Raw genomic sequence first — 26681 nt, 5'->3', positions numbered from 1 at the left:
CATCCTGTCAGATTCAGGTGGGGGCGACTGATTGTCGGCCGCCGCCTAACAACCGTTTACACAGACTTCCAATCGCAAGGAGAAATCTTCATGAGTAAGACGGTCGACGTTGCCGTCGTCGGTGCCACGGGTGCCGTTGGCGAGACCATGCTGTCCATCCTGGCCGAGCGCAATTTTCCGGTCGGCAAGGTGTACGCACTCGCATCAAAGCGCTCCGCCGGCAAGAAGATTGCCTTCGGCAACTCGTTCGTGACGGTCGAGGACCTGGCGACATTCGATTTCTCCAAGGTCCAGATCGGGCTGTTCTCGCCGGGCGGGGCCATCTCTCGCGAATATGCGCCCAAGGCCGCCGCGGCCGGGTGCGTGGTGATCGACAACACCTCCGAGTTCCGCTACGACGATGATGTGCCGCTGATCGTTCCGGAGGTCAACGCTCACGCGATCGCCGGCTACACCCAGCGCAACATCATCGCCAACCCGAACTGCTCGACCATCCAGATGCTGGTGGCGCTCAAGCCGATCTACGATGCGGTCGGTATCGAACGGATCAACGTTGCCACCTACCAGGCCGTCTCCGGTTCGGGCAAGGAAGCCATCGAGGAGCTGGCGACCCAAAGTGCTCGACGCCTCAATGGACAGGACGCCGATGCCGTGGTCTATCCGAAGCAGATCGCGTTCAACGCACTGCCACAGATCGATGTCTTCCAGGACAACGGCTACACCAAGGAAGAGATGAAGATGGTCTGGGAAACCCAGAAGATCTTCGAGGACCCCTCGATCCTCGTGAACCCCACGGCAGTCCGTGTGCCCGTGTTCTTCGGTCATTCCGAAGCCGTCCACATCGAGACCCGGGACAAGATCACCGCCGAGCAGGCGTGGGAGCTGTTCAAGAATGCCGAGGGGATCGAAGTGCTCGATACGCGTCGTGACGGTGGTTATCCGACGGCGGTCACCGAAGGGGCAGGGCACGACCCGGTGTACGTCGGCCGTATCCGCGAAGACATCTCGCACGAGCGCGGCCTCAACCTGTGGGTGGTTGCCGACAACGTGCGCAAGGGCGCGGCACTCAACAGCGTTCAGATTGCCGAATGTCTGGTGCGCGACTACCTCTGATCTGTGGCACAATCGGGCTCGAAATGGGGCTAAAGGAAGGCGCCGGAACGATAGTCGGGCAATGAGACCCGGCGCACCGGCACGAGCAAGGAGTGAGTGACATGCGGAAGTTGAGTTTGGTGATTGCGGGGATTCTGGGTGCCGGGACCCCGTTGATCAGCCAGGCCGCCACCCTGGGCGAGGCCCGGGTGCAGTCGTACTTGAGTCAACCCCTCGATGTGCGAGTGCCACTGGCGCGCTCCAGCGACGAGCCGCTCGACGAGATCACCGTGAAGCTGGCCCCGCCCTCGTTTTACCGAGAGGCGGGGGTCTCGCTGGAAAACATCACGGGCAATCTAACGTTCAGCATCGAATCGGACCGGGGTCAGGATTATGTCCTGATCGGTTCCAAGCGACCGATTCGTGACCCCATCCTGAGTATCCTGCTCGAGGTCGACTCCCCGCAGGGGAGAATGATCCGCGAGTACAACCTGCTGCTCGATCCGCCTTCGATGGGCTCTGGGCAGGACGCTCGCTCCGAAGGAGTGACCGCCTCCAGCCAGGCGGCGGCCCCCACGTCTTCGGCGCAATCGTCTTCGCGCTCTTCGCCTGCGCCCTCCGGCTGGCAGCGCGTTGAGCCGGCCGAAGACGTTTCCCTCGACGGAACGCGTGACGTCCAAAGCGGCGATACGCTCTACGAGATTGCCCGCGATTACGTGTCCGATGGCGCCGATGTGCGCCCCATGATGCAGGCGATCATTGATGCCAATCCGCAAGCATTCGCCAACGGCAACGGCAACGCCCTTATGGCCGGGGCACGTCTTCGGGTGCCGAACACCGGCGCATCGGCCACAAGCAGCGATCAAGTGGACGCAGACGACTCGACTTCGGGCGAGTCAACGGTGACCGATCGACTGCCTGCGCTTGAGCTTTTGGGTCCGGAAGAGGGTGGTGAGCAAGCTGCTGCGCCCGCGAATCTTGGTGGGTTCGGTGAGCTCACTCGTGAGCAACCGCTTGCGGCGATCGCCGATGGCACGCAGTCATCGGCCAACGCGCAGACCAACCGCGAGGCGGCGCTGGACGAGGAGGAAGTCGAATCGGTCCGTGCCGAAAACGAGGCTTTGACCGAGCAGCTCCGTGCCCTGAAGGATCAGATTGATACCGTCAAGGTCGCCGTTGACGAGCGCGATACCCAGATTGCCGAATTGCAAGAGGTCATCGAGCAGTCCCGGGCTGAACTGGAAAACGCCGAGGGCACGACCGGCAATTTCTGGATGGAGTGGGGCAAGTACCTCGCCGGCGCATTGGGGCTGGTAATCATCGCGTTGCTGATCGCACTCGCCCTGCGTCGGACCCGTCGCGACGAGGAACCGGGCGTGCCGATGCCGGTCACTGCCGACACATCGAACAAGCGATCACTTGATCGCGATCCGATCGCCGAACCTGCGCCCATGGGCACGACTGCATCGACCGCGGGCGGCTCTGCAGCTGCGGCGTTTGGGGCATCCGGTGCGGCGTACGCGAATTCGGACAACACGCCGGAGGAATCAGCGTCGGCCAGTGGCATGGACGATCCCATGAACCCGGAAATGGCGCTGGAAGAGGCGCGGGTGCTCGAGTCGTTCAACCTGACCCACCAGGCGGTGGAGCTGTTGCAGGACAGCTTGGCCGAGCACCCCGGGCACAGCGGCCTGCAGTCGGCATTGAACCGTCTCAAGGGCATTGATGCCGGTGAGACCGGGGACGAATCCCGTCCGCCGAGTGACGACTCCACACCGATGGTCGAGAGGGGAGGGTCCGGCGGCGTGACCTCCGACGACGTTTCGTCTGAGCCCGTGGAGCCAACCGATACGGTTGAGTCGACCGATGATTGGGAGGCGGACCAACAGCAAGCTCCGGCCGACGTGGACTGGGACGATGACCTCGACGACATGCTCGCCACGCCCGAATCGGACAATGAAACGTTAGAAGACGAGCGGTCGATGGACTTTGACGACTCGTTTGCGCTGGAAACGCCGAGTAGGGAAGAGTCGCCGGCAGACCAGGTGGAGGAGACCGGTCGACAGGATGAGTCGAACGAACTCGAATTGCCCAAAAATGAGGTCCCGCCGGCGAGCGTCGATACCCCGGCCAGCGACACGAATGAACCAGAGCCGCTGGACCTGGATCTGTCGGGCTACGAACCGGCAGGAGAGCGAGACGAGCCGGCAGCCTCGTTCGACCAGGACGAAGGCATGGATCTCGATCTGGGCGAAATCCCGTTGGCTGAAGCGCCGGACGAGTCCGAGGCCGTTTCCGAGGATGCGGCCGAACGCACCTCATCTGCCGCCGACGATGAAGCCGACATCGACACACGCGTGGGATTGGCCGAGGCCTTCCTGGACGTAGGTGATAGGGAGAGCTTCGACATGATCGAATCCGAGTTGCAGGAAGAGGGCGCCACCGCGGCATTGGAGCGCCTGGAGGAGTTGAAGAAACGTCAAGCGGGCTGATATTGCCCCGGTGCTGAGCGCGGTGCCATAAGAAAAGGCCCACCGATGTTTGGTGGGCCTTTTTGTTATCGTCTTGATTCGGCACGTGGTTTGGTAACGGGCGGGCGCCCCCGGTCTATCGGACTTGACCGGTCAGGCGATGACCGGTTGATTAGATGATCAGAAACGAAAAAGGCCGATAACTCTTTGAGTCACCGGCCTTCATATCGGTCTTGCAATTTGGTGCCCAGGAGAGGACTCGAACCTCCACGGATCTCTCCACTAGTACCTGAAACTAGCGCGTCTACCAGTTCCGCCACCTGGGCAACGCGGCGCATAGTAGGAATCCTGAGAGGGGCTGTCAACAGTGAATGCAAAAAAAACACCCGAACTATACGTTCATCGGCTGAGCGAAAAGGGCCGTCATGAGCGGCTTGAGGCGGACAACCGATTGATTGCATGTGAAAAGGTGAATGGTGGTATGGCCGGAATCACGCTGGTTGTTACTGCTCATGACGGGCAAGGTACGTCGCGACAAGCCGCGCGGCGGTTGCCGACTGATCAGGAAGCCATCCTGGACGAGATTCGAGGTCGTGAGGGTGCAGTCGAAATCCTTGTCGACAGTGTTACCTGGTCCGGAACACTGGGCGGACTGCTAGCAGCGCTGCGAGACCGCGCCAATCGCCGAATCATCGTTCACCTGGGTGATGGGCGGGTTGGCGGTCCCAATGACCGCCAGATGGTCGCACTGGGCTATCGACGGTTGAAGGCAGAGACTCCGCTCTATGAGTTCAACATCGAGAGTTACAAGGACACGCCCGATTGGCTGAACTCGCGCAACTGGGCCAACCCGGAACTCTGGGGAAAATACCGCTGGTGAGCCCCGTGACAACGGATTCCCACATCGGCCTTATCTCGGAAATACGTATGTCCCGATAACGTAGCGCCTAATACCTCAGTCCGGCACCATGCCTTTTTTCATGGTCGACGAAGCCACGGTGATTAACGAGAAACACCGTGGCTCGACCGCAACCAACTGAGGTGTTGTATGAAGAAGGCTGTTCTCACGTCCGTGCTTCCGACCGTCATGCTGGCCAGCGCTGGTGCTCAAGCCGCCGAGTTCGACGTGGGTGTCAATGTTGGCACGCTGGGTATCGGCCCCGAACTGGGCATGACGATCGTGCCGAACAAATTTCGCGCTCGTGTAACAACGGGCTTCGGCAGTTATTCGGAAACCTTCACGGTCGACGGAAACGAGTACGAAGGGGATCTGGAGCTGCGCAATGCCGGCCTCCTGGGTGACTATCACCCGTTCGGCGGTTACTTCCGCGTCACCGGCGGCGTAATCTTCAATGACAACAGTTACAGCGCTGTCGGTGACCAGGACAGCTACGAGGTCCAAGGGCTCACCGTTCCAGCCGCGCCTGGCGACAGAATCACCGCCGACGTAGACTTTAATCCGGTCGCCCCGTACCTCGGTATCGGCTGGAGCAGTGCGAACAACGAGCCGGGGCTGTCATTCCGGGCGGACATCGGCGTGATGTATCAGGGCGCGCCGGATGCGACTGTCGATGTAAAAACGAGCGACCCATTTCGACAGCCTTACGCTGACCAGTACGCCGAACAGGAAGAAAAAGACCTGAACGACGAGCTGGAGGACTACAAGCTTTACCCGGTCGTGCAGGTCGGTCTGGTTTACCGATTCTGATCGACCAGGGCTTGCTTCGTCGGACTCAGGGGGAGGCGGTGCTTCTCCTTGTGGCCGACAGGCAATTCGCTGGATACCTCTGGTTTGGAAAACCGTGGCCGTGTGAGATGAGCAGGAGCACAAGATGTCTCTCGCGCCATCCTTCGCATTCTATTTAACATAATATATATTCTACGAAGTATCGTAGCCGGCTGGGACATGACCTTTCCGCTCTGGATGTCCTGGCCCTCGACCATTCCCATCACGCAGCCGCCATGCCCACGGGCAGTTGCACTACAATGGTCGCCAGTCGGTCGGAACTCTCTTCGGACCGAATGAATCCACCGTTTCGACAGGCCCGCCATGCGACCGATCCCGTCCGCTGCATTGTTCCTCGGAATGAATCTCGCCTTGCTCGGGGCCGGCTGCTCCATCAGCCCGGCCAATGAACCCGCGGCTGAATCGAACGTGGGCGCCACTGAGTCCGGCGCTACCGCCCGTGAATTGAAGTCGTTCGAACAGAGTCCGGTTTTCAACATCCTCGCCGGCGAATTCTACGGTCGCCACAAGAATTATGATCAGGCAGCGAGCCACTACGCGGCGGTTGCGCAAAACAGCAACGACCCGGCACTGCTCGAGCGCGCCATTCAGGCCGCCATCTTCGCCGACCGATTCGACCTGGCCCAGAGCCTTGCGGAACAGTTGCGCAAGCTTTCGCCGGACAATGCCCGCGCCGCCGCGGTGATGATGATCTCCTCGCTTGAACTGGGCGAGACCGAACAGGCCGATCGGGCGCTCAACCAGTGGCTGGAATCCGATTCCGGCAACGTCGAGAAGATCTTCAATGAGACAGGCCAGTACCTGCAGAAAAGTCTCGATCGCGACCGCGCGGTGGACTATACGCACCACCTCGCCGAGCGTTTTCCTCAGCAATACGAGGCCCAGGTGGTCGTCGCCAAGCTCGCGCTGTCCTTCGGTGAGATGACGCTGGCGCGCGAGGCCGCCAATCGGGCGATGTCTCTGCGCCCCGACGAGACCATGGCCTACGACCTGGCAATGGTGATCGCCAACCGTGACGGTGACGTCGAACAGGCCATCCGGGTGCTCGAAAAGGCGCACAACCGGTTTCCCGACAAGGGGCGTTACACGAGCGGGCTGATCGAGGCACGGTTGGCGGCCGGACAAACAGATGCCGCACTCGCGCTGCTCGAGCGCACCCTGGAGACTCGGCCCGACGATACCGAGCTGTTGCGCAACCTGTCGCTGTTCGCCTTTCGTCTGGAACGCCCCGATCTGGCCGAACAGGCACTGAATCGGCTCGAACGCCTGCCCGGCCAGTCGGACGTGGTTCACCTGATCCGCGGACGGGTCGCCCTGCAGGAAGCCGACCTCAGCGGCGCAGAAGCCGCCCTGTCGCAGGTAAGCGCTCGCAGCGAGCATTACGCCAATGCCCAGGTGCTGCTGGCCGGTGCCCGTGTCGATCAAGGCCAGGGCGACGCCGCCGTCCGCGGGTTGGAAACCGCCCTGCTCTCCGACGGGATTGACGAGGCCGACCAACAACAACTGATGCTCGCACTCGCCTCGACACTGTCCGAAACCGGTCAGTTCGAGGAGAGCCTACAGATTGCCGATCAGGCACTTGATGCCTGGCCGGATGCCAACGATTTCCGTCTGCAAAAGTCCATGACGTTGTTTGCCCTGGATGAATCCGGTTCGGCGATCAGCGTGCTGCGCGAGATCATCGAGCGTGACCCCGAGCACGCCCAGGCACTCAATGCGCTGGGCTACACCCTGGCTGACGAAAATCGCAACCTGGACGAAGCCGAGGATCTGATCGATCGCGCGCTGCACATCGACCCGGACAACGCGGCCTACCTCGACAGCCTGGGTTGGCTCAAATACCGTCAGGGCGAGATTCAATCGGCCCTCGAGGCGTTGAGAAGCGCCTACCGTCGCGCGCCCAACGCCGAGATCGGTGCGCATCTCGGCGAGGTCCTCTGGGCTGACGGCGAGCGCGACCAGGCACTCGAGGTGTGGCAAGAGGCCCTGGAGCTCGATGCCACTGACAGCACCCTGCTGGAAACGTTGCTGAGATTCGCCCCGGAGCTGATGCCGGCTGACGGTCAACCGTGAGCCGTCCCCCCGTCACCAACAATCGACGTCCTTTTTCATGTCAGTCATCCCACCTTCTGCCGCTTCGCTGCGCGTTGCCGTCCTGTTCGTTGCCACCACCTTGCTTTCCGGCTGCGCCTCACTACTTGGCACACAGCCGACCGAGCCTGCCAGCGAGGCACAACTGACGGCCTGGGAATCGCACTCGAAGGAACTCGAATCGATGACCGACTGGGCGTTCGGCGGACGGGCCGCTGTACGGTCCGGTGTCACCGGTGGGAGCGTTCAGCTCGAATGGACGCAGGTTGGCGCGGTGACCTCGCTCGAGTTGAGCGGTCCCTTTGACACCGGTCATCTGGCGATGACCGGGACACCAAGTCATATGCTCCTTACCGATGGCAATGGCAATCGGCGTGTTACCGACGACCCCGAAGCACTCCTCGAAGAGCAGACCGGTTGGCGTATTCCCCTGGCGACCCTGCCCCGCTGGCTCAGAGGTTTGCCGAGTGATTCCCTGGCCGCGCTCTCCACTGGCGATTACCGCCTTGACGACCAGGGCCGGCTGGTGACCTTCATCGACGAAGGCTGGGAGGTGGAATACGCCCGCTATCAGGATGTCGGGCGTCTCACCCTGCCCCACTTTGTCGAGCTGACCAACGAAGGCATGCGAATTCGCATCGTGGTGGACTCCTGGGATACCGGACAGTCACGTCGATGACACCCTGCCCCAGTATGGATCCCGCCACCGAAGGCCACTGGTTCCGTGCCGGCTGCAAGCTCAACCTCTACCTGCACATCAACGCCCGCCGCGCCGATGGCTATCACGAGTTGCAGACTTTCTTCGAACTGCTGGACTACGGTGACGAACTGCTAGTCGACAGCGCTCACGACGATATCCGGGTGGAATGGGTCGCCGGTGACGAGCCGATCACGGGACAACCCGCCGTCCCCCAAGACGATCTGCTCTACCGGGCCGCCACCCGGTTGCGCGAGCGGGCCCGTGACGATCGACTCGGCGATGGGACCGCGCCCCGCGGCGCGCACGTCACGCTAAAGAAACATGTCCCGGTGGGTGGCGGACTAGGTGGTGGCTCAGCCGCTGCCGCCTGCCTGTTGCAGGTGCTTAATCAGGCTTGGGGTCTCGATTACCCCGTCGACATCCTCGCCCAAATCGGCAAGGAGCTTGGCGCCGACGTGCCGGTCTTCGTGCATGGTGACAGCGCCACGGCGCACGGCATCGGCGAGCAATTGCATCCTGGCGTGGCGCGTGACACCAGCGGGATCTACCTGGTGCTCGTGCCCCGTATCTCCTCGCCGACCGCGGGCCTGTTCGCCGATGAGCGATTGGAGCGCGCCCTGCCGAAGCAACCGGATGCCGAGCTGCTTGATCACTGGCGTGACAAGGGGCAAAACGTGTTCGAACCACTGGTGCTGGCTCAGCAGCCGCAACTGGCCACCTTGCTTGCCGACCTGGAAACCGAAGCGGGATTTGCGCGCATGACAGGCTCGGGGGCGTGCCTGTTTGCACCGGTTTCCTCCGAAAACGAGGGCCAGCGGATCGGCGATCATCTGGTCAGGAGGCACGAGATCCTGCGACGGTATTTCGTCTCATCAGGGGGCGGTCACGCCAAATCAGCGCCTTAGATCGCTAACCAAGCGAAAAGGGAAAAAAACCGGCACCAGCCCTTGGCAAACCCGGATGGCTTGGTTAAGATGCGCACCTCTTTCGAATGGGCCGTCGCCAAGTTGGTTAAGGCACCGGATTTTGATTCCGGCATTCGCAGGTTCGAATCCTGCCGGCCCAGCCAAATAACCGGCGAGACCGATGTCACTAACACGCTCCTTGATGGTCTTCACGGGCAACGCGAATCGGCCATTGGCCGAACGGGTTGCGGAAAGCCTGGATAGCCAACTCGGACAGGCATCGGTAGCGCACTTCTCGGACGGTGAATCCGCCGTCGAGCTCCTGGAAAACGTCCGCGGTCGCGACATCTTCGTCATCCAGCCGACCTGCGATCCGACGAACGAACACGTCATGGAGCTCATGCTGATGACCGACGCGCTGCGTCGGGCCTCGGCTCACCGCATCACCGCGGTCGTCCCCTACTTCGGCTACTCCCGCCAGGACCGTCGCGTCCGCTCGTCTCGCGTGCCGATCAGCGCGAAGGTTGTGGCCAACATGCTGCAGAGCGGCGGCGTGGATCGCATCCTGACCGTCGACCTGCACGCCGACCAGATCCAGGGTTTCTTCGACATCCCGGTGGATAACGTTTACGCCTCCCCTATCCTGCTGGGTGACATCTGGCGGCAGAAATACGAAGACCTGATCGTCGTCTCCCCGGACGTCGGTGGCGTAGTCCGCGCTCGGGCCGTTGCCAAGCGCCTCGACGATGCGGATCTCGCCATTATCGACAAGCGCCGTCCGCGCGCCAACGTCTCCCAGGTGATGCACATCATCGGCGAGGTCAAGGGCAAGACCTGCGTGCTGGTCGACGACATGGTCGACACCGCCGGCACGCTCTGCAAGGCGGCCGATGCACTCAAGAAGCACGGTGCCCGCAAGGTGGTGGCCTACTCTACCCACGCCATCCTCTCGGGCAACGCGATCAGCAACATCGAGGCATCGTCCCTCGACGAGCTGGTGGTGACCGACACCGTGCCGCTGAAACCCGAGGCCGAGGCCTGTGAGCGCATCCGGGTGCTATCGGTCGCCGGCATGCTTGCCGAGACGATTCGCCGCATTCACACCGACGAATCGGTCAGCTCGCTCTACAACGACGACTGACCAGGCAAAGAAAGCCCCTCTACCCTTCCTCCCGAACGGCTTTCCCTGTACAATTCGCGCGCCACTCGATTGATCGAGTGGCGCGCGTCGGTTGTGGCTTGGTCGCGGGCCGCAGCCGTACATCAGACGCCGGGAGCCGGACAATCGTCGCCCCGGCGGTTTTTATTTCTGGAGTGGACCCAATCATGTCTCAAGAAACTTTCAAGATTGAAGCGTCCGTTCGCGATGACCTGGGGAAGGGTGCGAGCCGCCGCCTGCGTCGCGAAGGGAACATCCCGGCAATCGTCTACGGTGGCAAGAAGCCGCCGGTCTCGCTGACCATCAATCACAACGAGCTCCTGAAGCACCTCGACCACGAGGCGTTCTTCTCGCATATCCTCGAGCTCAATGTCGGTGGCGAGACCGACGAGGTGGTCCTGCGTGACCTGCATCGTCACCCGTACAAGACCACCGTCGTGCTGCACGCTGACTTCCAGCGCATCACCCGTGGTCAGAAGATGCGCATGCACGTCCCGCTGCACTTCGAGAACCGCGAAGAGAGTAAGGGCGCCAAGGCCGGTGGCGTAATCAGCGTCATCCACAACGAGATCGAGATCGAGTGCCTGCCGCGTCAGCTGCCGGAGTACCTGACCATCGATCTGGCCGACCTGGACGTCAACGAGTCCATCCACCTCTCCGAGATCAAGCTGCCGGAAGGCATTGCCATTCCGGAACTCGCGCTGGGTGAAGGTCACGATGTTGCCGTCGTCGCCATCCACCCGCCGAAGGTGGAGAAGGAGCCGGAAGAGGAAGAGCAGCCCGAAACCGGTGGCGAGGAAGAGAAAGGCGAAGAAGAAGCCTGATCTTCCCCAGCCGATGTCCGAAAAACCCCGATCAATCGATCGGGGTTTTTTCATTTCGGTCCGGGTATGGGTGCAATCAGCTATGCGATAATCCGCGCCCATGAGTATCAAGCTGATCGTGGGACTGGGTAATCCCGGGCAGAAGTACGACAACACGCGTCACAACGCCGGCTTCTGGGCCGTGGATGCGATTGCGGCGACGCTGGGCGGCCACTGGGCCGAGGAGCGGAAATTCAAGGGCGCGGTTACCCGGGTGATGGTCGACGGGGTTGACCTGCGGCTGCTGCGCCCGGACACGTTCATGAACCGCTCGGGCCAGTCGGTCGGACCGCTGGCGCAGTTCTTCAAGATCGCCCCGGAAGAGATCCTCGTGATCCACGATGAACTCGACCTGCCGCCAGGCCGCCTACGCCTGAAGTGCGGCGGCGGTCACGGCGGTCACAATGGCCTCAAGGACATCCAGGCGGCCCTGGGCAGCGCGAATTTCTGGCGCCTGCGTATCGGCGTGGGGCATCCGGGTCACCGCGACGCCGTGGTCGGCTACGTGCTCACCAGCGCCCCGCCCGGAGAACGCCGGCTGATCGACGACGCCGTGATCGAAATCCGTCACCTGGCGCCCGACCTGATCCGTGCCGACGAACCGGCATTGATGCAGGCCATCAACAGCTATCGGCCGTCCTCCTGAGAGGGCAACACGCACACATTCCGCGACCGCCCTGCCCGGCCGCGCCTAGACACTGAATCAACGGAGTCCCTATGGGTTTCAACTGTGGCATCGTGGGCCTGCCCAACGTCGGCAAGTCCACCCTGTTCAATGCACTGACCAAGGCCGGCATCCAGGCCGCCAACTACCCGTTCTGCACCATTGAGCCGAACGTCGGCGTGGTGGCGGTGCCGGACCCGCGCCTCGACACGCTCGCCGAGATCGTCAAGCCCGAGCGGGTCATCCCGACCAGCATGGAGTTCGTCGACATTGCCGGGCTGGTCGCCGGCGCCTCCAAGGGCGAAGGTCTGGGCAACCAGTTCCTCGCGAACATCCGCGAGACCGATGCGATCGTGCAGGTCGTGCGCTGCTTTGCCAATGACGACGTGATTCACGTGGCCGGCAAGGTCGACCCGGCCGCCGACATCGAGGTCATCAACACCGAGCTGGCGCTCGCCGACCTCGACACCGTGCAGAAGGCGGTCGAGCGGCTGACCAAGCAGACCAAGTCCGGCCAGAACAAGGACGCCGCGGCGAAGCTCGAGCTGGTCAAACAGGTGGCCGAGGTGCTCGACGAGGGTCACTCGGTCCGTTCCATGAAGCTGGAGGCCGACAAGCTCGCCCTGCTCCACGACCTCCACCTGCTCACCGCCAAGCCGCTGATGTTCATCGCCAACGTCGACGAGAACGGGTTCGAGAACAACCCCTTCCTCGACCAGGTGCGCGAGCTTGCCGCGCGCGAGGACGCGACGGTGGTACCCGTGTGCGCGACCACCGAGGCCGAGCTCATCGACCTCGAGGGCGAGGACAAGGCCATGTTCCTCGAGGAAATGGGCCTCGAGGAACCGGGGCTCGATCGCGTGATCCGCGCCGGCTACGACCTGCTCGGCCTGCAGACCTACTTCACTGCCGGCGTGAAAGAGGTGCGTGCCTGGACAATCAAGCGCGGCATGACTGCCCCGCAGGCGGCCGGCGTGATCCACACTGACTTCGAGAAGGGGTTCATCCGCGCCGAGGTGGTTGCCTACGACGATTTCGTCGCCGGTGGTGGCGAGCAAGGGGCCAAGGAAGCCGGCAAATGGCGCCTGGAAGGCAAGGATTACGTCATGCACGAAGGGGATATCGTGCACTTCCGCTTCAACGTCTGAACGGAGGTCGAATTCCGCGTGAAAAGGCGCGCGGACAGGGTTGACAACCCGTCGGGGAATCCCGATAATGCGCGCCTCGCTTGGCTATGTAGCTCAGCTGGTTAGAGCACGGCACTCATAATGCCGGAGTCGGTGGTTCGAATCCACCCATAGCCACCAGCATTATCAAAGGCTTAGGTCGTTCTCCGTGAACACCTAGGCCTTTTTTATTGCTCGGTAGGCCACCCGAAGGGCATGGTAACGACAAAAGAGACGCAACTTATCAGGAATGCTGCGCCTCTCACCTCAAACAATTGTTACCCGCCTCACTTCCATATGGAAGGCTCTTTCTTCTCAGTCCCTGATCAAATAGCCGACCGACATGTGAAGCCAGGAACAGCCCATTGTCACCATCTAAGCGTTCTCGGTCGCTAGAGTCGCGCCATGGCTTTATGTGGCTTGTCACGAGCAACCTATCGTCTTCCCATCCCGGTAACTCTGCACTTTCGCTCTATCCGCATCAGACGAAGCCTGAAGCCCCCTGCCCTGTCTGGCTCGAACGAGCTGTTTCTTTTCCGTGGGCTGTCTAGGTGAATCCCGTATCTGATCCACGATTTCTTGCTCTTGAAGTTCCTCTTCAAGCTCTTCCAGCTGAGCAACTCGTCCATTAAAAGACAGCAAGAGTAAACCAAGGTCTCTCGATGTGTGCGCAAGGTAGCACCCTTGATTTCCGTTGCCGTTGGATTGTATCGGCGTGTATTTATCCGGAAGCAACGGAGCGATGCGTCCAATATGTGTTTTCGGTCTAACCGGCGATGGCAGAACGGTCCATTCAATCGGCACAAGCCAACCTTCATTATCTGACCAATTATCTCCTACCGACTTGCCAACGGACATAGGCAATAAATTACGCTTAAAAATCCCGATAAATCGATTTCATTTAATTTTCCGTAAAACTTTTTCCTTACATCATCACCATCGTTTCTTTGGCGAAATTCTGCGTCAGATTTCGTTAAACGGCGAGAAAAGTTTTTGCGAACATATTCAAATAAATGTTTGCTCATTATTTTTGTCCGAATGTCTATTGCAACTGCCCAACGGCGGCCTGCTAAACTGGGAACTCCGCACCATTCTCAACCGCTTTGATAGCGGCTCTTAACCACTTACGCGCTTTTTCTTCTTCGCCAGTCCGAAATTGCGGTTTCTCTTGTTGATAGACAGAGAGCACTTGGTCGTGGCCGGGATAGCTCCCAACTTCCGGGACGACGTACTTCTTGCTCTGACCCAATATTGATCGAAAGCGGCTCGCGTCTTTCCTCCCATGGTTCATAGCGTCGAAATAAGCGTTACTTGCGCAGGCAGCCAGGTCATTGTTAAAGAAAATCCACTCTTGTTCGACTCCGGGCAGGTGTTTGTCACAAAAACGCTGAAACTCTTTCCGAAACCTCTCATGCACGAGATGTGACTCGTCCAACACACAATCTTGTGCGGATGGCCCGAGCAGTCTCGCGACCAACTCCGGAAGAGCGCGATGACCGGCTCTTCGTCTGTCATTGCCCCGCGGCACCGCAGTCCCGTCTTCAAAACCCCGGGCACCAGTCTTTTCACAAATCTGCTTACGTAGCGTTGACTTCCCGGAGGCCCCGACGCCGACAATGATCGTCAGTTTTGCCATAATTCACCTTTGTGATTTCTAAATACTCACCCAGCTATATCGGGTTTTCTAAATACCCGAATAACGGTATTGTGATTCCTAGATACTCGCCCAACTGTATTCGGATTCCTGAATAATCGCCTAGCTACATTCTGGTTTCTAACTGCTAACAAGATGACAAATGGATGACACTAGCCAAGCGATAAATGGACGGCCTAAGCGCAGAAAAGTTCAACCAACCCCAGAGGCAGAACGACTGCGGGTAGCGTTTTTTGCGTCCGAAAAATCAAAAAACGAGGGTGCCGCGTTCCATCGCTGGCGGATGGGTCGCCAGGTACAACGAGAAAACCCCGCGCCGGTTGTTCAGGCGGGGCTGTGCCGGTGCACTGGTGAAGCAATGCCTAGGTCTGTTTCCGGCTTTCCGCTTCCTGCGCACTGGCAACGTACTCAAAGAGCAGATAGGCCGCGCCGGTAGCCTGACCGGCAAGCGTGGCCGCGCTGGTGATCGTGGTCGCCACCTGGTCGCGTGCTATTAGAGCGTCCCCTAACCACGAGGCGTAGTCGGACGTAGACCGGGGCGCGCTTTCCGTTTCGCGCTGTGATGATGCGTCATCGGTCACCTGTACAACCGCCGGGATCGAGCGCGTTAGATCATCGGCCGCGAATACCAGGGCCTTAAGGGTGGCGCGGGCTGTCTCTTTCGAGAGGTCGCCTACCCACTTCTTTGATCTGAAGTCATACCGGACGCCCTCAGCGTGAGCTACAAGCTGCGGAATGTCCGCCGGAGTCGGGGAAAGCTTTTCCCAGGCCATCATGCTGCCCCCCTACCCGGCTGGCGGCTGTCTTGAATCGGGCGGACTGTCCGTGGCCCGTTGCTGTCATTGCCTTGGCTGTCATGTCAGATTGTCCCCCTGTGATTTGCTTGCAACCGGCCGCAAAGGTGGGGACCAGAGTGGGAGGCGGAATGGTCCACACTGACACAAACCGCGTTGCGTTGCGGTCTGTGGCCGTATTTTCGATGGCACCCATAGCCACCAGGTGCGATATCGGCATGTCCATATCAGAAAACCCCGCTTCAAAGGCGGGGTTTTCGTTTTCCGGCGTCAGGAGTTCTTCAACTCTTGTTCCGATTCAGCCCGACTGATTGCTCCGCCGTCGCCAAGCGAACCAGCCGGCAAGGATCAACACGACGAGCATGGCGGCAAGCGTGGGCCAGGCGCCCCAATGCGCCACGGGTGTCGCGCCCCGGCGCGGTGTGACATCGGCCACGAGGATGCCTTGCTTTCCGGTACCCAGGGTTTCACGTACCTGGCCATCGGCGTCGATCACGGCCGATATGCCGGTGTTCGTGGCGCGAATCATCGGCCGACGAAACTCGATTGCCCGCGCCCGCGCCATCTGCAGGTGCTGATGCGGTGAAAAGCTGTCACCGAACCATGAGTCATTGGATACCGTCACCAGAATATCCGCGCTCGGGATACTCGCGCGGATATCGCGGGAAAAGTCGGCCTCGAAACAAATCGAGGCACCCAATGTCAGTTCGCCTACCCGCAGAGGGGGCTGATCTGCCCCGCCCGGGCTCAGATCCGACATGGGCACCTGGAACAGCCACGGCATGCGCTCGATCAATCCGCGCAGTGGGAAATACTCACCGAATGGCACCAGGTGCCGCTTTCGGTATCCGCCGACCGAATCGGGAAAACCGAGCAGCGAGTTGTAATAGCGCCCTGTCTCGTCACGCTCGAATGTGCCGGCCAGCAACGAAAAATCACGGTCCCGAGCGAGTGCATCAAGCTCGGCACGCAGATCGGGGAGATCATCGATCACTCGTGGAATGGCAGTTTCGGGCCATAGAACGAGATCGACCTCAGGTAACGAGTCGGTCAGGTCCCGGTAAATCGACAGGGTGCGCTGGAAGAATTCCGGGTCGAATTTCTGCATCTGCGCGATATTGCCCTGCACCACCCCAATGCTCAGGGATTGACCCGTTGGCTCAGACCATTCCAGGGAATGCAGCGGCAACGAGGCAAGCGGGACAAAAACAAGCAGCCCGACCGGACCCAGCCAGCGACGCCAATCCGGCCCATGTTTCGATACGCGGTTGCTCAGCCGCCAGAGAATGATAGCGAGCGTAAGCAGGATGGCGGTGATGCCGTATTCCCCAATCACGGGCAACCAGCCAATCAGGGGACCGTCCACTTGGCTGATCCCGAGGTTGAGCCAGGGGAAACCGCCGAAAAGCCAAGCGCGCAACGCCTCGATCAGCACCCAACTCGCCACGAACGCCGCCGCCCGGCTCGGCCAGTCGGCGCGGGGGGTAATGCGCACGGCCAGCCATGCCGCCACCGCTGGGTAAACAGCCAGCCCCATGACAAACAGCGCGGTCACCATGACGGCCAGCGGGGCGACGATGCCGCCAAACAGGGTAAAGCTCTCGTAGACCCAGCTGACACCCAGCCCGAATTGACCCAGACCGAACCACCAGCCGAGTCGCAAGGCACGCCCGGGTCCACAGCGACGGATCAGGGCGAACAAAATGGCCGGCGCGATAACCGCTGCCGGCCAGAATGCGAATGGAGCGAATGCGAGCACCAGGGTGGCGCCCGCAAGCAGAGCGACCAGGCTGCCGACCCAGCCGTTCAGCGAGGCCGGCCCCTTGTGCTCGGTGGCACGGAAATCACTGTTTTTCGAATCAGGTTTCTTCGGCTGGCGAGCCATCCGCTTCCTCACTCGGTTCGAAATCGAGCTTGGTCACCAGCAGCAAGTGGAGCCGGCGACGATCGGCGCCCAGCACCTTGAACTCGTACTCACCCAGACGAGCCACTTCGCCGCGGCGTGGCAGATGCCCCAGCGTGTTAGAGACCAGCCCACCAATGGTGTCGTACTCATCGTCGGAAAAGTCGGTGTCGAACACCTCGTTGAACTCACCGATCGGCGTCAACGCCCGCACCGTGTGGCGCCGTGGCGCCTGTTGGCGGATGTTTACCCGTTCCTCGACGTCGAACTCGTCGTCGATGTCACCGACGATCTCCTCGAGCACGTCCTCGATGGTGACCAGACCGGCCACGCCACCAAATTCGTCGAGCACGATGGCCATGTGGGTGCGGGTCAGGCGGAATTCGGCCAGCAGCGCGTCCAGACGCTTGCTCTCGGGCACGAACATCGGCGTGCGGACCAAGTCGAGCAGATCGAAACTCGACTCGCCGCCGGCTTCCTGCGAGTTGGCGAAGAACCGCAGCAGCTCCTTGACCAGCAGAATCCCGATCACCTCGTCACGGTTGGTGCGTATCACCGGGTAACGGGAATGCCCGGTCTCGATCGCTGCCGAGAGCAGTTCGGGGAGCGTGGTGCCCTCCTCGATCACGTCCATCTGACCGCGCGGCACCATGACGTCGCGCACGCGCAGGTCGTGGAAATCCAGCACCGAGTCGATCAGCCCCCCGGTCGAAACGGGAAACACCTCGGTTTCCGTCGCCTGACGGACCAGGGACTTCATCTGGTCGACCGACCGGATTTCACAGGGACAGATGCGTTGCTTGAGGCGTTGCAACAGGGACCCGCGCGGCGAGTCCGTACTAGGAGGTTCGTCTTCCATGGGGCTCTTTTTCAGAAGGGACAAAGGTGAGAATAATCAAATGGATCGGATCGACTCGCAATGCGCTTTCACAGGTCGAAACGGTGGCGAGTCAGGTATAGGGATCGGGGTAACCCAGCGAGGCGAGCACACGAATCTCGATCGATTCCATTTGCTCGGCCTCCTCATCGGTGAGGTGATCATAGCCCAACAGGTGCAAAATCCCATGAACCGCCATGTGGGCGTGATGCGAGCGCCGACTCTTGCCCTGCTCGGCCGCCTCGCGCTCGACGATCGCCGGGCAGATGACGAGGTCCCCCAGATACGGACGATCGGCCCCGGGCAGCTTCATCAGCTCGCCCGGTTCATCCGCGGCCGGGAACGACAGCACGTTGGTCGGCCGATCCTTGTGGCGAAACTGCGCGTTCAGCTCGCGGCTCTCCCCGGGTTCGACGTAACGTACCGTCACCTCGCCCGCCCCCGGTCCCTGCGCGCCCAGCTCGTCGAGCGTCCGCGCGACCCAGCGCGCCAGCGTCTCCCGGGACGGGCATCGTGCCTGGCAGGCGCGCTGTCGGTCGATTGAAACGGGGACGTTCAATCGGTCGCCCGTTCCCGGCTTTCGTAGGCATCGATGATGCGCTTGACCAGCGGGTGACGCACCACGTCGCGGCTCTGGAAGAAGGTGAACTGCACGCCTTCCACCTCGCTAAGCATGTCGATCGCGTGACGCAGCCCCGAGGTCACCCCCTTGGGCAGGTCGACCTGGGTGATGTCGCCGGTGACCACCGCGGAGGTGCCGAAACCGATCCGGGTGAGGAACATCTTCATCTGTTCGATGCTGGTGTTCTGCGCCTCGTCGAGAATCACGAACGACTCGTTGAGGGTACGACCGCGCATGAAGGCCAGCGGCGCGACCTCGATAACGCTGCGTTCGATCAGGCGATTGACCTTGTCGAAGCCCATCATCTCGTAGAGCGCGTCGTACATCGGCCGCAGGTAAGGATCGATCTTTTGCGCCAGATCGCCGGGCAGAAAGCCCAGCTTCTCACCCGCCTCGACGGCCGGGCGCACCAGCACGATCCGCTGAACCTGCCCGCGTTCGAAGGCATCGATGGCACTGGCCACGGCCAGATAGGTCTTGCCGGTGCCGGCCGGGCCGATACCGAAGTTCAGGTCCGACTCGCGGATTGCCTTGAGGTACTGCACCTGGCGGTTGCCACGGCCACGGACGATGCCGCGCAGGGTCTTGATCATCACCTCGTCACCCGGCGGAGGCGGCGCTTCCTCCATGCCGGCCTCCTGCATGCCGAGATTGACGCGTTCCGGGTCGATGATCTGGCTTTCACTGAGCTTGTAGAGATCGGCGAGCAGGGTTTCGACCTGGTCGGCGACGGCCGACGGGCCGATCACCGCGAACAGGTTGCCCCGATGATTGATCTCCACGCCCAGGCGGCGCTCGATCATGCGCAGGTGCTCGTCGAAGGTACCCGCAAGATTGGCAAGCCGCTCGTTGTCGGCCGGCTCGAGGGCAAATTCGAGACGTTGCGCGTTCGCTTCTTTCATCAGGCAGCCACCAGGTTGCGCGCCTTGGCCCGCTCACGATCCGTGGGGTGGATGTCAATGAACTCGCCGCGCAGCGAGTTGGGGTTGACCTGCGTGATCTCGAGATCCACGAACAGCCCCACGAGACCGGGACGACCGCGGAAGATCACGCTGCGATTGTTCTCGGTCTTGCCCATCAGTTCGTTGGGATCTTTCTTCGACGGTCCCTGCACCAGCACGGTCTGCGTGCTGCCAAGCATCGAACGGGAAATCTCCTGCTCGAACTCGGTAATGCGTGACTGCAGGCGCTTGAGGCGGGCCTTCTTGACGTCCTCGGGCTGGTCGTCCGGCAGGTTGGAGGCCGGCGTGCCCGGGCGCGCGCTGTAGATAAATGAGAAGGAATGATCGAAGCCGATGTCCTCGATCAGCTTCATGGTCCGCTCGAAGTCGTCGTCCGTTTCGCCGGGGAAGCCGACGATAAAATCCGAGGAAATCGAGATGCCCGGACGCGCCTCGCGCAGCTTGCGGATCTTCGACTTGTATTCCATGGCGGTGTGACCGCGCTTCATGAGGGCGAGCACCCGATCCGAACCCGACTGGACCGGCAGGTGCAGGAAGCTCGCCAGTTCCGGCAGGTTGCGGTAGGCCTCGATCAGGCGATCGGTGAATTCCACCGGATGAGAGGTCGTGAAACGGATGCGGTCGATGCCGTCGATCTGGGCGATCACCTCGATCAGCAGCGCGAGATCGGCGATCTGCCCGTCATGCATCGGCCCCTGAAAGGCGTTGACGTTCTGCCCGAGCAGGTTGACTTCGCGTACGCCCTGCTCGGCGAGATCCGCGACCTCGGCCACGACATCGTCGAACGGCCGGGAAATTTCCTCGCCCCGGGTGTAGGGCACCACGCAGAAGGTGCAGTACTTCGAGCAACCTTCCATGATCGAGACGAACGCGACCGGGCCGTCGGCGCGCGGGTCCGGCAGGTTGTCGAACTTCTCGATTTCCGGGAAGGAAATGTCGACCACCGGTTTGCGCTCGGCCTCGACCACCGCCACCATCTCCGGCAAACGGTGCAGTGTCTGCGGACCGAAGACGATATCGACGTATGGCGCGCGCTCGCGCAGTGCATCGCCTTCCTGACTCGCGACACAGCCGCCCACGCCGATGATCAGGTCCGGGTTCTTCTCCTTTAGCGGGCGCCACTGGCCTAGCTGGGAGAACACCTTTTCCTGGGCCTTTTCGCGGATCGAGCAGGTGTTAAGAAGGATCACGTCGGCATCGGCCGGGTCGGCAACCGGTTCAAAGCCGCTGGACACGCCAAGCACGTCGGCCATCTTCGCCGAATCGTACTCGTTCATCTGGCAGCCCCATGTCTTGATGTAGAGCCGCTTGCCGGCACCATCGGTGGGCACGGATGTCTTGTCGGTGGCTGTGGTCGTCACGTCAACGAATTCCTCGTCATTCCGGCGTGGGGAAAGGGGGCGAAAGATAGCAGAAATCGCTACCAAATCGAAGCCGAGACAAAGGCTTAAGCCCGATCAGTGCGACGCTGAACTCACGCCGTGACACGATCGACCGCGTGGCTTGATTAAATCGTACCGTTTTAGTACTTTTAACGGACTTATTCCGTTGCCTGCGGCGCCGTGTATGCCGCTGGCAATCGGGGACATCGGACCGCTACCCGCGGAGGCAGGCATGTTGAAGATCAGCCGACTGAGCGATTACGCCATCGTGCTCCTGACGGCATTGGCCGGTGATCCGCGCGAGAAACCCAGCGAACAGCGCGCCAACGCCCGGGCACTGGCCGAGCGCACCGGCATCAACATGCCGACGGTAGGGAAGTTGCTCAAGCTGCTCAACGGCGAGGGCATCGTGCAATCCCGTCAAGGGCGCAGCGGCGGCTATTTTCTCGCTCGTCCGGCCGACAAGATCACGCTTGCTGAAATCATCGAGGCCATCGACGGGCCGATCGCGATGACCGACTGCTTCCGCCCCGACCACGATTGCTCGATGCAGGGAGATTGCGCCGTCCGCCCCCACTGGGAGGCGATCAACCGCGGCGTACACGCGCTGTTGGACGCCACCACCCTGGCCGACATGACGCGGCCGGTGAAAGACAGCGCGATCACGACGCAAGTGCCCGTATGGTACGAGCGGTCGCGCGGCGGGGAGGTAACCGATTCCGAGGCGCCCGCCCGGACCGGCGCCTCCTGAACGGATTCCAGACACGAACACCGCCGGGCGGCGCAACCGACCGGCCATCAGCCTTCGACCAGGTGATAACGACATGACCGAAACACAGGAACTCGAACAGCTCGTCCAGCGCGAGTACAAGTACGGTTTCACGACCGACATCGAGCAGGAGATCATCCCGCCGGGTCTTGATGAAGACGTGGTCCGAATGATCTCGGCGAAGAAGCATGAGCCCGAGTTCATGCTCGAATGGCGTCTTTCGGCCTTCCGCCATTGGCAGACCATGAAAGAGCCGGAGTGGGCACACGTCCACTACCCGAAGATCGACTACCAGGCGCTTTCCTACTACGCCGCGCCGAAGTCCCAGGAAGAGCTCGACGCCGACGCGCCGGAATCGCTGGACGACGTCGATCCGAAACTCCTGGAAACCTACGAGAAACTTGGCATCCCGTTGCACGAACGTGCCGTTCTGGCCGGTGTGAAAGGTGCCAATGTGGCAGTTGACGCGGTATTCGACTCCGTTTCGGTAACCACCACCTTCAAGGAAAAGCTCGCCGAGGCGGGCGTGATCTTCTGTTCGTTCTCCGAGGCGGTCGAGAATCATCCCGAGCTGATCAAGAAATATCTCGGCACCGTGGTGCCACAGGGCGACAACTACTTCGCCGCGCTCAACTCGGCGGTGTTCTCCGACGGCTCGTTCGTCTACGTGCCCAAGGGTGTGAAGTGCCCGATGGAGCTGTCCACTTACTTCCGCATCAACGCGAAGAACACCGGCCAGTTCGAGCGGACGCTGATCATCGCCGAGGAAGGCGCCTCGGTGAGTTACCTCGAGGGCTGCACGGCTCCGCAGCGTGACGAGAACCAGTTGCACGCGGCCGTGGTCGAGCTCGTCGCTCTCGACGATGCCGAGATCAAGTACTCCACCGTCCAGAACTGGTACCCGGGCGACGAGGAAGGCAAAGGCGGCATCTACAACTTCGTCACCAAGCGCGGCGAGTGCCGCGGCGATCGCTCCAAGATCACCTGGACCCAGGTCGAGGCCGGCTCGGCGATCACCTGGAAATACCCGAGTTGCGTGCTCAAGGGTGACGACTCGGTCGGCGAGTTCTATTCGGTGGCCGTGGGGAACAACTACCAGCAGATCGACTCGGGCACCAAGATGATCCATCTGGGCAAGCGCACCCGCTCGACGATCGTCTCCAAGGGTATTTCCGCCGGCCGGGCGGAGAACGCCTACCGCGGTCTCGTGCATATCGGCAAGACCGCGACGGACGCCCGCAACTTCACCCAGTGCGACTCGCTGCTGATCGGCGATCGCTGTGGCGCGCACACGTTCCCCTACATCGAGGCCAAGAACGCCAGCGCCCAGGTCGAACACGAGGCAACCACCTCCAAGGTCAGCGACGACCAGATGTTCTACCTGCGTTCGCGTGGCCTGTCCGAGGAAGACGCCATGAACATGGTGGTCAGCGGCTTCTGCAAGGACGTATTCAACGAACTGCCCATGGAGTTCGCCGTCGAGGCACAGGCCCTGCTGGCCGTGTCCCTCGAAGGGTCCGTGGGCTAACCGAACAAACTATTGAGGCTTTTCAACATGGCACTTCTCGAAATCAAGAATCTGCACGCCGAAATCGAAGGCAAGGAGATCCTCAAGGGGATCGACCTGACCGTCAACGCGGGCGAAGTCCACGCCATCATGGGGCCTAACGGCTCGGGCAAGAGCACGCTCTGCCACGTGCTGGGCGGGCGTGACGGCTACGAGGTCACCCAAGGCACGATCACCTTCGATGGCCACGATCTCCTGGAAATGGAGACCGAGGAGCGCGCGGTCGCCGGCATGCTGCTGGGCTTCCAGCACCCGGTCGAGATCCCGGGCGTCAAGAACATCTACCTGTTGAAAGAGGCGCTCAACGCCAAACGCGAAGCGCAGGGTCTCGACGAGGTCGACACCTTCACCTTCATGAAGCAGGTGCGCGAGCTGGTCGCGAGCATGGACATGGATGATGCCTTCCTGCACCGCGGCGTGAACGCCGGCTTCTCCGGTGGCGAGAAGAAGCGCAACGAAATCCTGCAGATGCTGCTCCTCGAGCCCAAGCTCGCCCTGCTCGACGAGACCGATTCAGGGCTCGACATCGACGCGCTCAAGGTGGTCTCCGAGGGCATCAACCGCATGCGCGGCGAGGAGCGCGGCATCATCCTGGTCACGCACTACCAGCGCCTGCTCAATTACGTCGAGCCGGACTTCGTCCACGTGCTCTACAAGGGCAAGATCATCAAGTCCGGTGACAAGACCCTTGCCCATCGCCTTGAAGCCGAGGGTTACCAGGAGATTCTCGAGGAGGCATCGTGATGCGCCAAGAGCTTCCCGACTGGCTCAAGACGGCCATGCCGGAGACGGCCGCGGCCCCCGACGCAATCGCCCGTACGGCACGGAACCAGGTCGAGTCCCTCGGCCTGCCCGGCCTGCGTGACGAGGAATGGCGCTGGACGAACCTGCGTGCCATTCAGCGGGGCCGTTTCAACGCCCCTAGCGGTGTTGGCGCGGATATCGAACCGAGCATCCGCCTGCCGCTGGACAACCCATTGCGTCTGCGCTTTATCGACGGCGTGTTCCAGGGAGTGCCGAACGAGGTGCCCGAGGGCCTGACGCTCAGTTCACTCGCCGATGCTGACGAGGAAACTCGACAGGCGGCCTTCTCGCCGACACCGGCGCCGAGCGTCGAGAATCCCAACGATGCCCTGGTTACGCTGAACACGGCAATGGCCAGCGAGGGCGTGGTAATCGACGTCGCGGCCAATGCGAACATCGAGCGCCCCATCGTGATCGAATGGCTCGACGGGGCGACCGAATCGGTGATGAGTCATCCGCGTGTACTCATTCGACTGGGCCAGAGTGCTGCCGCGACCGTGATCGAGCACATCGAGACCGTCGGTGAGCAACCGGCCTGGCGCAACAGTGTGATCGTCTCGACGATTGCCGCCAACGCCGCGTTGACGCACATCGCCCTGGGTCTGGACGGCGCCTCGCGCCTGGCTACCGAGCGCAGCTTCGCCTCGCTCGAGCGTGATGCCCGCTACCACAGCTACAATATCCAACTCGCTGGGCAGATGATCCGCCGGGAGTACGACATCCACGTCGGTGGCTCCGGCGCTCATACAGATCTGATCGGGCTGATGATGCCGCGCGGCAAACAGGTGCTGGACACCCACACCCGGATCACGCATGCAGCCGCGGACACCACCAGCAACGAGCACTACCGCACCATCGCCGATGACGCTGGCCGCGGCATCTTCAAGGGCCGCATCCTGATCGAGGAAGATGCCCAGCGCATCCAGGCGTACCAGTCCAGCAACAACTTGATCCTGTCGGACAACGCCGAGATCGACGCCAAGCCCGAGCTCGAGATCTACGCCGATGATGTCAGCTGCTCACATGGCGCGACCATCGGCCGTCTCGACGAAGAAGCGCTGTTCTACCTGCGCTCCCGTGGCCTGCAGATGGACGAGGCCCGTGGCCTGCTGATCGCCGGTTTCGCCCAGGAGGTAATCGACGAGATCCCGCTGGTCGAACTGCGCGACTGGCTCACCGAGCGCGTCGAGCAGCGTCTGGGCGACCGGGGCACCGCTGGCAACGAGACGGCGTGATGGCGAACGATGGTCGCACCCAGCCGTTCTCGGTCGATGCGATCCGGGCCCAGTTCCCGGCGCTGGACCAAGAAGTGCACGGCAAGCCGCTCGTCTATCTCGACAACGCGGCCACCACGCAGAAACCACGGGTCGTGATCGACACGATCCGCGAGTTCTACGAGCGCGACAACGCCAACATCCACCGTGGGGTGCACACGCTCTCGGCCCGGGCCAGCGAACGGTTCGAGAACGCCCGAACGCGAGTCGCCCGCTCACTGAATGCCGACAACGACCGGGAAATCGTCTTCGTCCGCGGTGTGACCGAAGCAATCAATCTGTTGGCCCATTCGCTGTCGGACGACTGGCGGGCCGGTGACGAGGTGATCCTCAGCGAGCTCGAGCACCACGCCAACATCGTCCCGTGGCTGATGCTCGGTCAGCGCAAAGGAATCGTGATCCGCACCATTCCGGTGAATGAACAGGGTGAGCTCAAGGTCGACGCCCTGCCCGACCTGATCTCCGACCGCACACGATTGGTGGCGGTCAACCACGTCTCCAATGCTCTTGGGACCATCAACCCGGTGGCACGCGTCGGTGAGATCGCGCACGAGCGTGATGTGCCGGTGCTGGTTGATGGCGCCCAGGGTCTGCCGCACGGTCCGGTGGACGTCCAGGCGCTCGGCTGCGACTTCTACGCCTGCTCCAGCCACAAGGTGTTTGGCCCAAGCGGCGTCGGGGCGCTGTACGCCCGCGGAGACTGGCTTGATCGCCTGCCGCCTTTCATGGGTGGCGGTGACATGATCGAAGAGGTGCGCTTTGACGGCGTGCGTTTCGCGCCGCCGCCTTCGAAATTCGAGGCTGGCACCCCCAATATCGAGGGCGCGATCGGCTTCGGCGCTGCCCTCGAATGGGCCGACGGACTCGACTGGCTGGCGATCGAACGCCACGAGGCCGCCCTGCTTGAGCGCATGACTAGCGGGCTGACCGAGATACCGGGCCTGCGGATCGTGGGTCAGGCGGCGCACAAGGTGCCGGTGGTCTCGTTTCTGGTCGATGGGGCCCATCCACACGATATCGGCACCCTGCTCGACTCGATGGGCATTGCCGTGCGCACCGGTCATCACTGCGCGATGCCGTTGATGCACTGCTTCGACGCGCCGGCGGGTACGGCCCGTGCGTCGGCGGCCTTCTACAACACACTCGACGAGATCGACCAGTTCGTCGCCGCGGTCGCCCGCGTGCGCGACATGCTCGTCTGAACCGGGAGAACGA

Annotated in this window: 24 protein-coding genes and 3 tRNA genes; 18 read left to right on the top strand and 9 right to left on the bottom strand. The window is 61.6% G+C overall.

The window, feature by feature from the left end:
• Positions 1 to 90 precede the first annotated feature (90 nt).
• Both VWP12_RS08155 and VWP12_RS08150 read left to right on the top strand, forming a co-directional pair.
• Positions 91 to 1113, top strand: coding sequence for an aspartate-semialdehyde dehydrogenase (locus VWP12_RS08155; RefSeq protein WP_410473721.1), 1023 nt, complete (start codon positions 91 to 93; stop codon positions 1111 to 1113).
• A 101-nt stretch (positions 1114 to 1214) separates the two neighbouring features.
• Positions 1215 to 3584, top strand: coding sequence for a FimV family protein (locus VWP12_RS08150; protein WP_410473720.1), 2370 nt, complete (start codon positions 1215 to 1217; stop codon positions 3582 to 3584).
• 220 nt (positions 3585 to 3804) lie between these two features.
• Here VWP12_RS08150 and VWP12_RS08145 read toward each other — a convergent pair.
• Positions 3805 to 3889 (bottom strand) — tRNA-Leu (locus tag VWP12_RS08145).
• Positions 3890 to 3930: 41 nt separating this feature from the next.
• On the opposite strand from VWP12_RS08145, the gene VWP12_RS08140 reads away from it, so the two are divergent.
• From VWP12_RS08140 to VWP12_RS08090, 11 genes are all read left to right on the top strand, one after another.
• Complete coding sequence (locus VWP12_RS08140; protein WP_410473719.1) at positions 3931 to 4443, top strand: DUF6231 family protein; 513 nt, start codon at positions 3931 to 3933, stop codon at positions 4441 to 4443.
• Positions 4444 to 4611: 168 nt separating this feature from the next.
• Positions 4612 to 5271, top strand: a complete 660-nt coding sequence (locus VWP12_RS08135; protein ID WP_410473718.1) for a hypothetical protein — start codon at positions 4612 to 4614, stop codon at positions 5269 to 5271.
• 342 nt (positions 5272 to 5613) lie between these two features.
• Positions 5614 to 7383: a tetratricopeptide repeat protein gene (locus VWP12_RS08130; protein ID WP_410473717.1), complete on the top strand. Its 1770-nt coding sequence runs from the start codon at positions 5614 to 5616 to the stop codon at positions 7381 to 7383.
• Positions 7384 to 7420: 37 nt separating this feature from the next.
• Complete coding sequence (lolB, locus tag VWP12_RS08125) at positions 7421 to 8080, top strand: lipoprotein insertase outer membrane protein LolB (protein ID WP_410473716.1); 660 nt, start codon at positions 7421 to 7423, stop codon at positions 8078 to 8080.
• Positions 8081 to 8094: 14 nt separating this feature from the next.
• The gene (gene ispE / locus VWP12_RS08120) at positions 8095 to 9006 is read left to right on the top strand and encodes a 4-(cytidine 5'-diphospho)-2-C-methyl-D-erythritol kinase (protein WP_410473715.1); all 912 of its coding nucleotides are present in this window, start codon (positions 8095 to 8097) and stop codon (positions 9004 to 9006) included.
• Positions 9007 to 9093: 87 nt separating this feature from the next.
• Positions 9094 to 9170: transfer RNA gene (locus VWP12_RS08115), tRNA-Gln, on the top strand.
• Between the two features lie 17 nt (positions 9171 to 9187).
• Positions 9188 to 10147 carry a ribose-phosphate diphosphokinase gene (locus VWP12_RS08110; RefSeq protein WP_125199134.1) on the top strand — a complete coding sequence of 320 codons (960 nt, stop codon included), beginning with the start codon at positions 9188 to 9190 and terminating at the stop codon, positions 10145 to 10147.
• A gap of 185 nt (positions 10148 to 10332) precedes the next feature.
• Positions 10333 to 10989: a 50S ribosomal protein L25/general stress protein Ctc gene (locus VWP12_RS08105; protein ID WP_125199133.1), complete on the top strand. Its 657-nt coding sequence runs from the start codon at positions 10333 to 10335 to the stop codon at positions 10987 to 10989.
• Positions 10990 to 11089: 100 nt separating this feature from the next.
• Entirely contained in the window at positions 11090 to 11674 is a 585-nt protein-coding gene (gene pth / locus VWP12_RS08100) for an aminoacyl-tRNA hydrolase (protein ID WP_410473714.1), read from the top strand.
• Positions 11675 to 11745: 71 nt separating this feature from the next.
• The gene (gene ychF / locus VWP12_RS08095; protein WP_125199131.1) at positions 11746 to 12840 is read left to right on the top strand and encodes a redox-regulated ATPase YchF; all 1095 of its coding nucleotides are present in this window, start codon (positions 11746 to 11748) and stop codon (positions 12838 to 12840) included.
• A gap of 82 nt (positions 12841 to 12922) precedes the next feature.
• Positions 12923 to 12999, top strand: a tRNA-Met gene (locus tag VWP12_RS08090).
• A 121-nt stretch (positions 13000 to 13120) separates the two neighbouring features.
• Here VWP12_RS08090 and VWP12_RS08085 read toward each other — a convergent pair.
• The 8 genes from VWP12_RS08085 to miaB all read right to left on the bottom strand — a co-directional run bounded on the left by VWP12_RS08085 (position 13121) and on the right by miaB (position 21031).
• Positions 13121 to 13291, bottom strand: coding sequence for an HNH endonuclease (locus tag VWP12_RS08085; RefSeq protein ID WP_410473713.1), 171 nt, complete (start codon positions 13289 to 13291; stop codon positions 13121 to 13123).
• 636 nt (positions 13292 to 13927) lie between these two features.
• Complete coding sequence (locus VWP12_RS08080) at positions 13928 to 14494, bottom strand: hypothetical protein (RefSeq protein ID WP_410473712.1); 567 nt, start codon at positions 14492 to 14494, stop codon at positions 13928 to 13930.
• 380 nt (positions 14495 to 14874) lie between these two features.
• On the bottom strand, positions 14875 to 15288 hold the full coding sequence (locus tag VWP12_RS08075; RefSeq protein ID WP_125199129.1) for a hypothetical protein: 414 nt from the start codon (positions 15286 to 15288) through the stop codon (positions 14875 to 14877).
• Positions 15289 to 15604: 316 nt separating this feature from the next.
• Complete coding sequence (gene lnt, locus VWP12_RS08070) at positions 15605 to 17191, bottom strand: apolipoprotein N-acyltransferase (protein ID WP_410473711.1); 1587 nt, start codon at positions 17189 to 17191, stop codon at positions 15605 to 15607.
• Positions 17166 to 18068 (bottom strand): HlyC/CorC family transporter, encoded by a 903-nt coding sequence (locus VWP12_RS08065; protein WP_125199693.1) that lies wholly within the window; start codon positions 18066 to 18068, stop codon positions 17166 to 17168. Before VWP12_RS08065 ends, lnt begins: the two co-directional genes overlap by 26 nt.
• A gap of 91 nt (positions 18069 to 18159) precedes the next feature.
• Positions 18160 to 18645 (bottom strand): rRNA maturation RNase YbeY, encoded by a 486-nt coding sequence (gene ybeY, locus VWP12_RS08060; RefSeq protein WP_410473710.1) that lies wholly within the window; start codon positions 18643 to 18645, stop codon positions 18160 to 18162.
• Positions 18642 to 19610, bottom strand: coding sequence for a PhoH family protein (locus VWP12_RS08055; RefSeq protein WP_410473709.1), 969 nt, complete (start codon positions 19608 to 19610; stop codon positions 18642 to 18644). Before VWP12_RS08055 ends, ybeY begins: the two co-directional genes overlap by 4 nt.
• Entirely contained in the window at positions 19610 to 21031 is a 1422-nt protein-coding gene (miaB, locus tag VWP12_RS08050) for a tRNA (N6-isopentenyl adenosine(37)-C2)-methylthiotransferase MiaB (RefSeq protein ID WP_410473708.1), read from the bottom strand. The genes VWP12_RS08055 and miaB overlap by 1 nt, the downstream gene beginning before the upstream one ends.
• A 253-nt stretch (positions 21032 to 21284) precedes the next feature.
• Here miaB and VWP12_RS08045 point away from each other — a divergent pair, with 253 nt between their 5' ends.
• The 5 genes from VWP12_RS08045 (at position 21285) to VWP12_RS08025 (ending at position 26668) form a co-directional block, all read left to right on the top strand.
• Complete coding sequence (locus tag VWP12_RS08045) at positions 21285 to 21803, top strand: SUF system Fe-S cluster assembly regulator (RefSeq protein ID WP_410473707.1); 519 nt, start codon at positions 21285 to 21287, stop codon at positions 21801 to 21803.
• Between the two features lie 73 nt (positions 21804 to 21876).
• Positions 21877 to 23349 (top strand): Fe-S cluster assembly protein SufB, encoded by a 1473-nt coding sequence (sufB, locus tag VWP12_RS08040; protein ID WP_410473706.1) that lies wholly within the window; start codon positions 21877 to 21879, stop codon positions 23347 to 23349.
• A gap of 27 nt (positions 23350 to 23376) precedes the next feature.
• Complete coding sequence (gene sufC, locus VWP12_RS08035; protein ID WP_410473705.1) at positions 23377 to 24132, top strand: Fe-S cluster assembly ATPase SufC; 756 nt, start codon at positions 23377 to 23379, stop codon at positions 24130 to 24132.
• Entirely contained in the window at positions 24132 to 25427 is a 1296-nt protein-coding gene (gene sufD / locus VWP12_RS08030; protein WP_410473704.1) for a Fe-S cluster assembly protein SufD, read from the top strand. The genes sufC and sufD overlap by 1 nt, the downstream gene beginning before the upstream one ends.
• Positions 25427 to 26668: an aminotransferase class V-fold PLP-dependent enzyme gene (locus tag VWP12_RS08025; RefSeq protein ID WP_410474958.1), complete on the top strand. Its 1242-nt coding sequence runs from the start codon at positions 25427 to 25429 to the stop codon at positions 26666 to 26668. The genes sufD and VWP12_RS08025 overlap by 1 nt, the downstream gene beginning before the upstream one ends.
• Positions 26669 to 26681: the final 13 nt, after the last annotated feature.

It is taken from the genome of Guyparkeria sp. TX1, assembly GCF_046523965.1.
Taxonomy (GTDB): domain Bacteria; phylum Pseudomonadota; class Gammaproteobacteria; order Halothiobacillales; family Halothiobacillaceae; genus Guyparkeria.
This window is presented reverse-complemented; position numbering and strand designations above follow the sequence as displayed.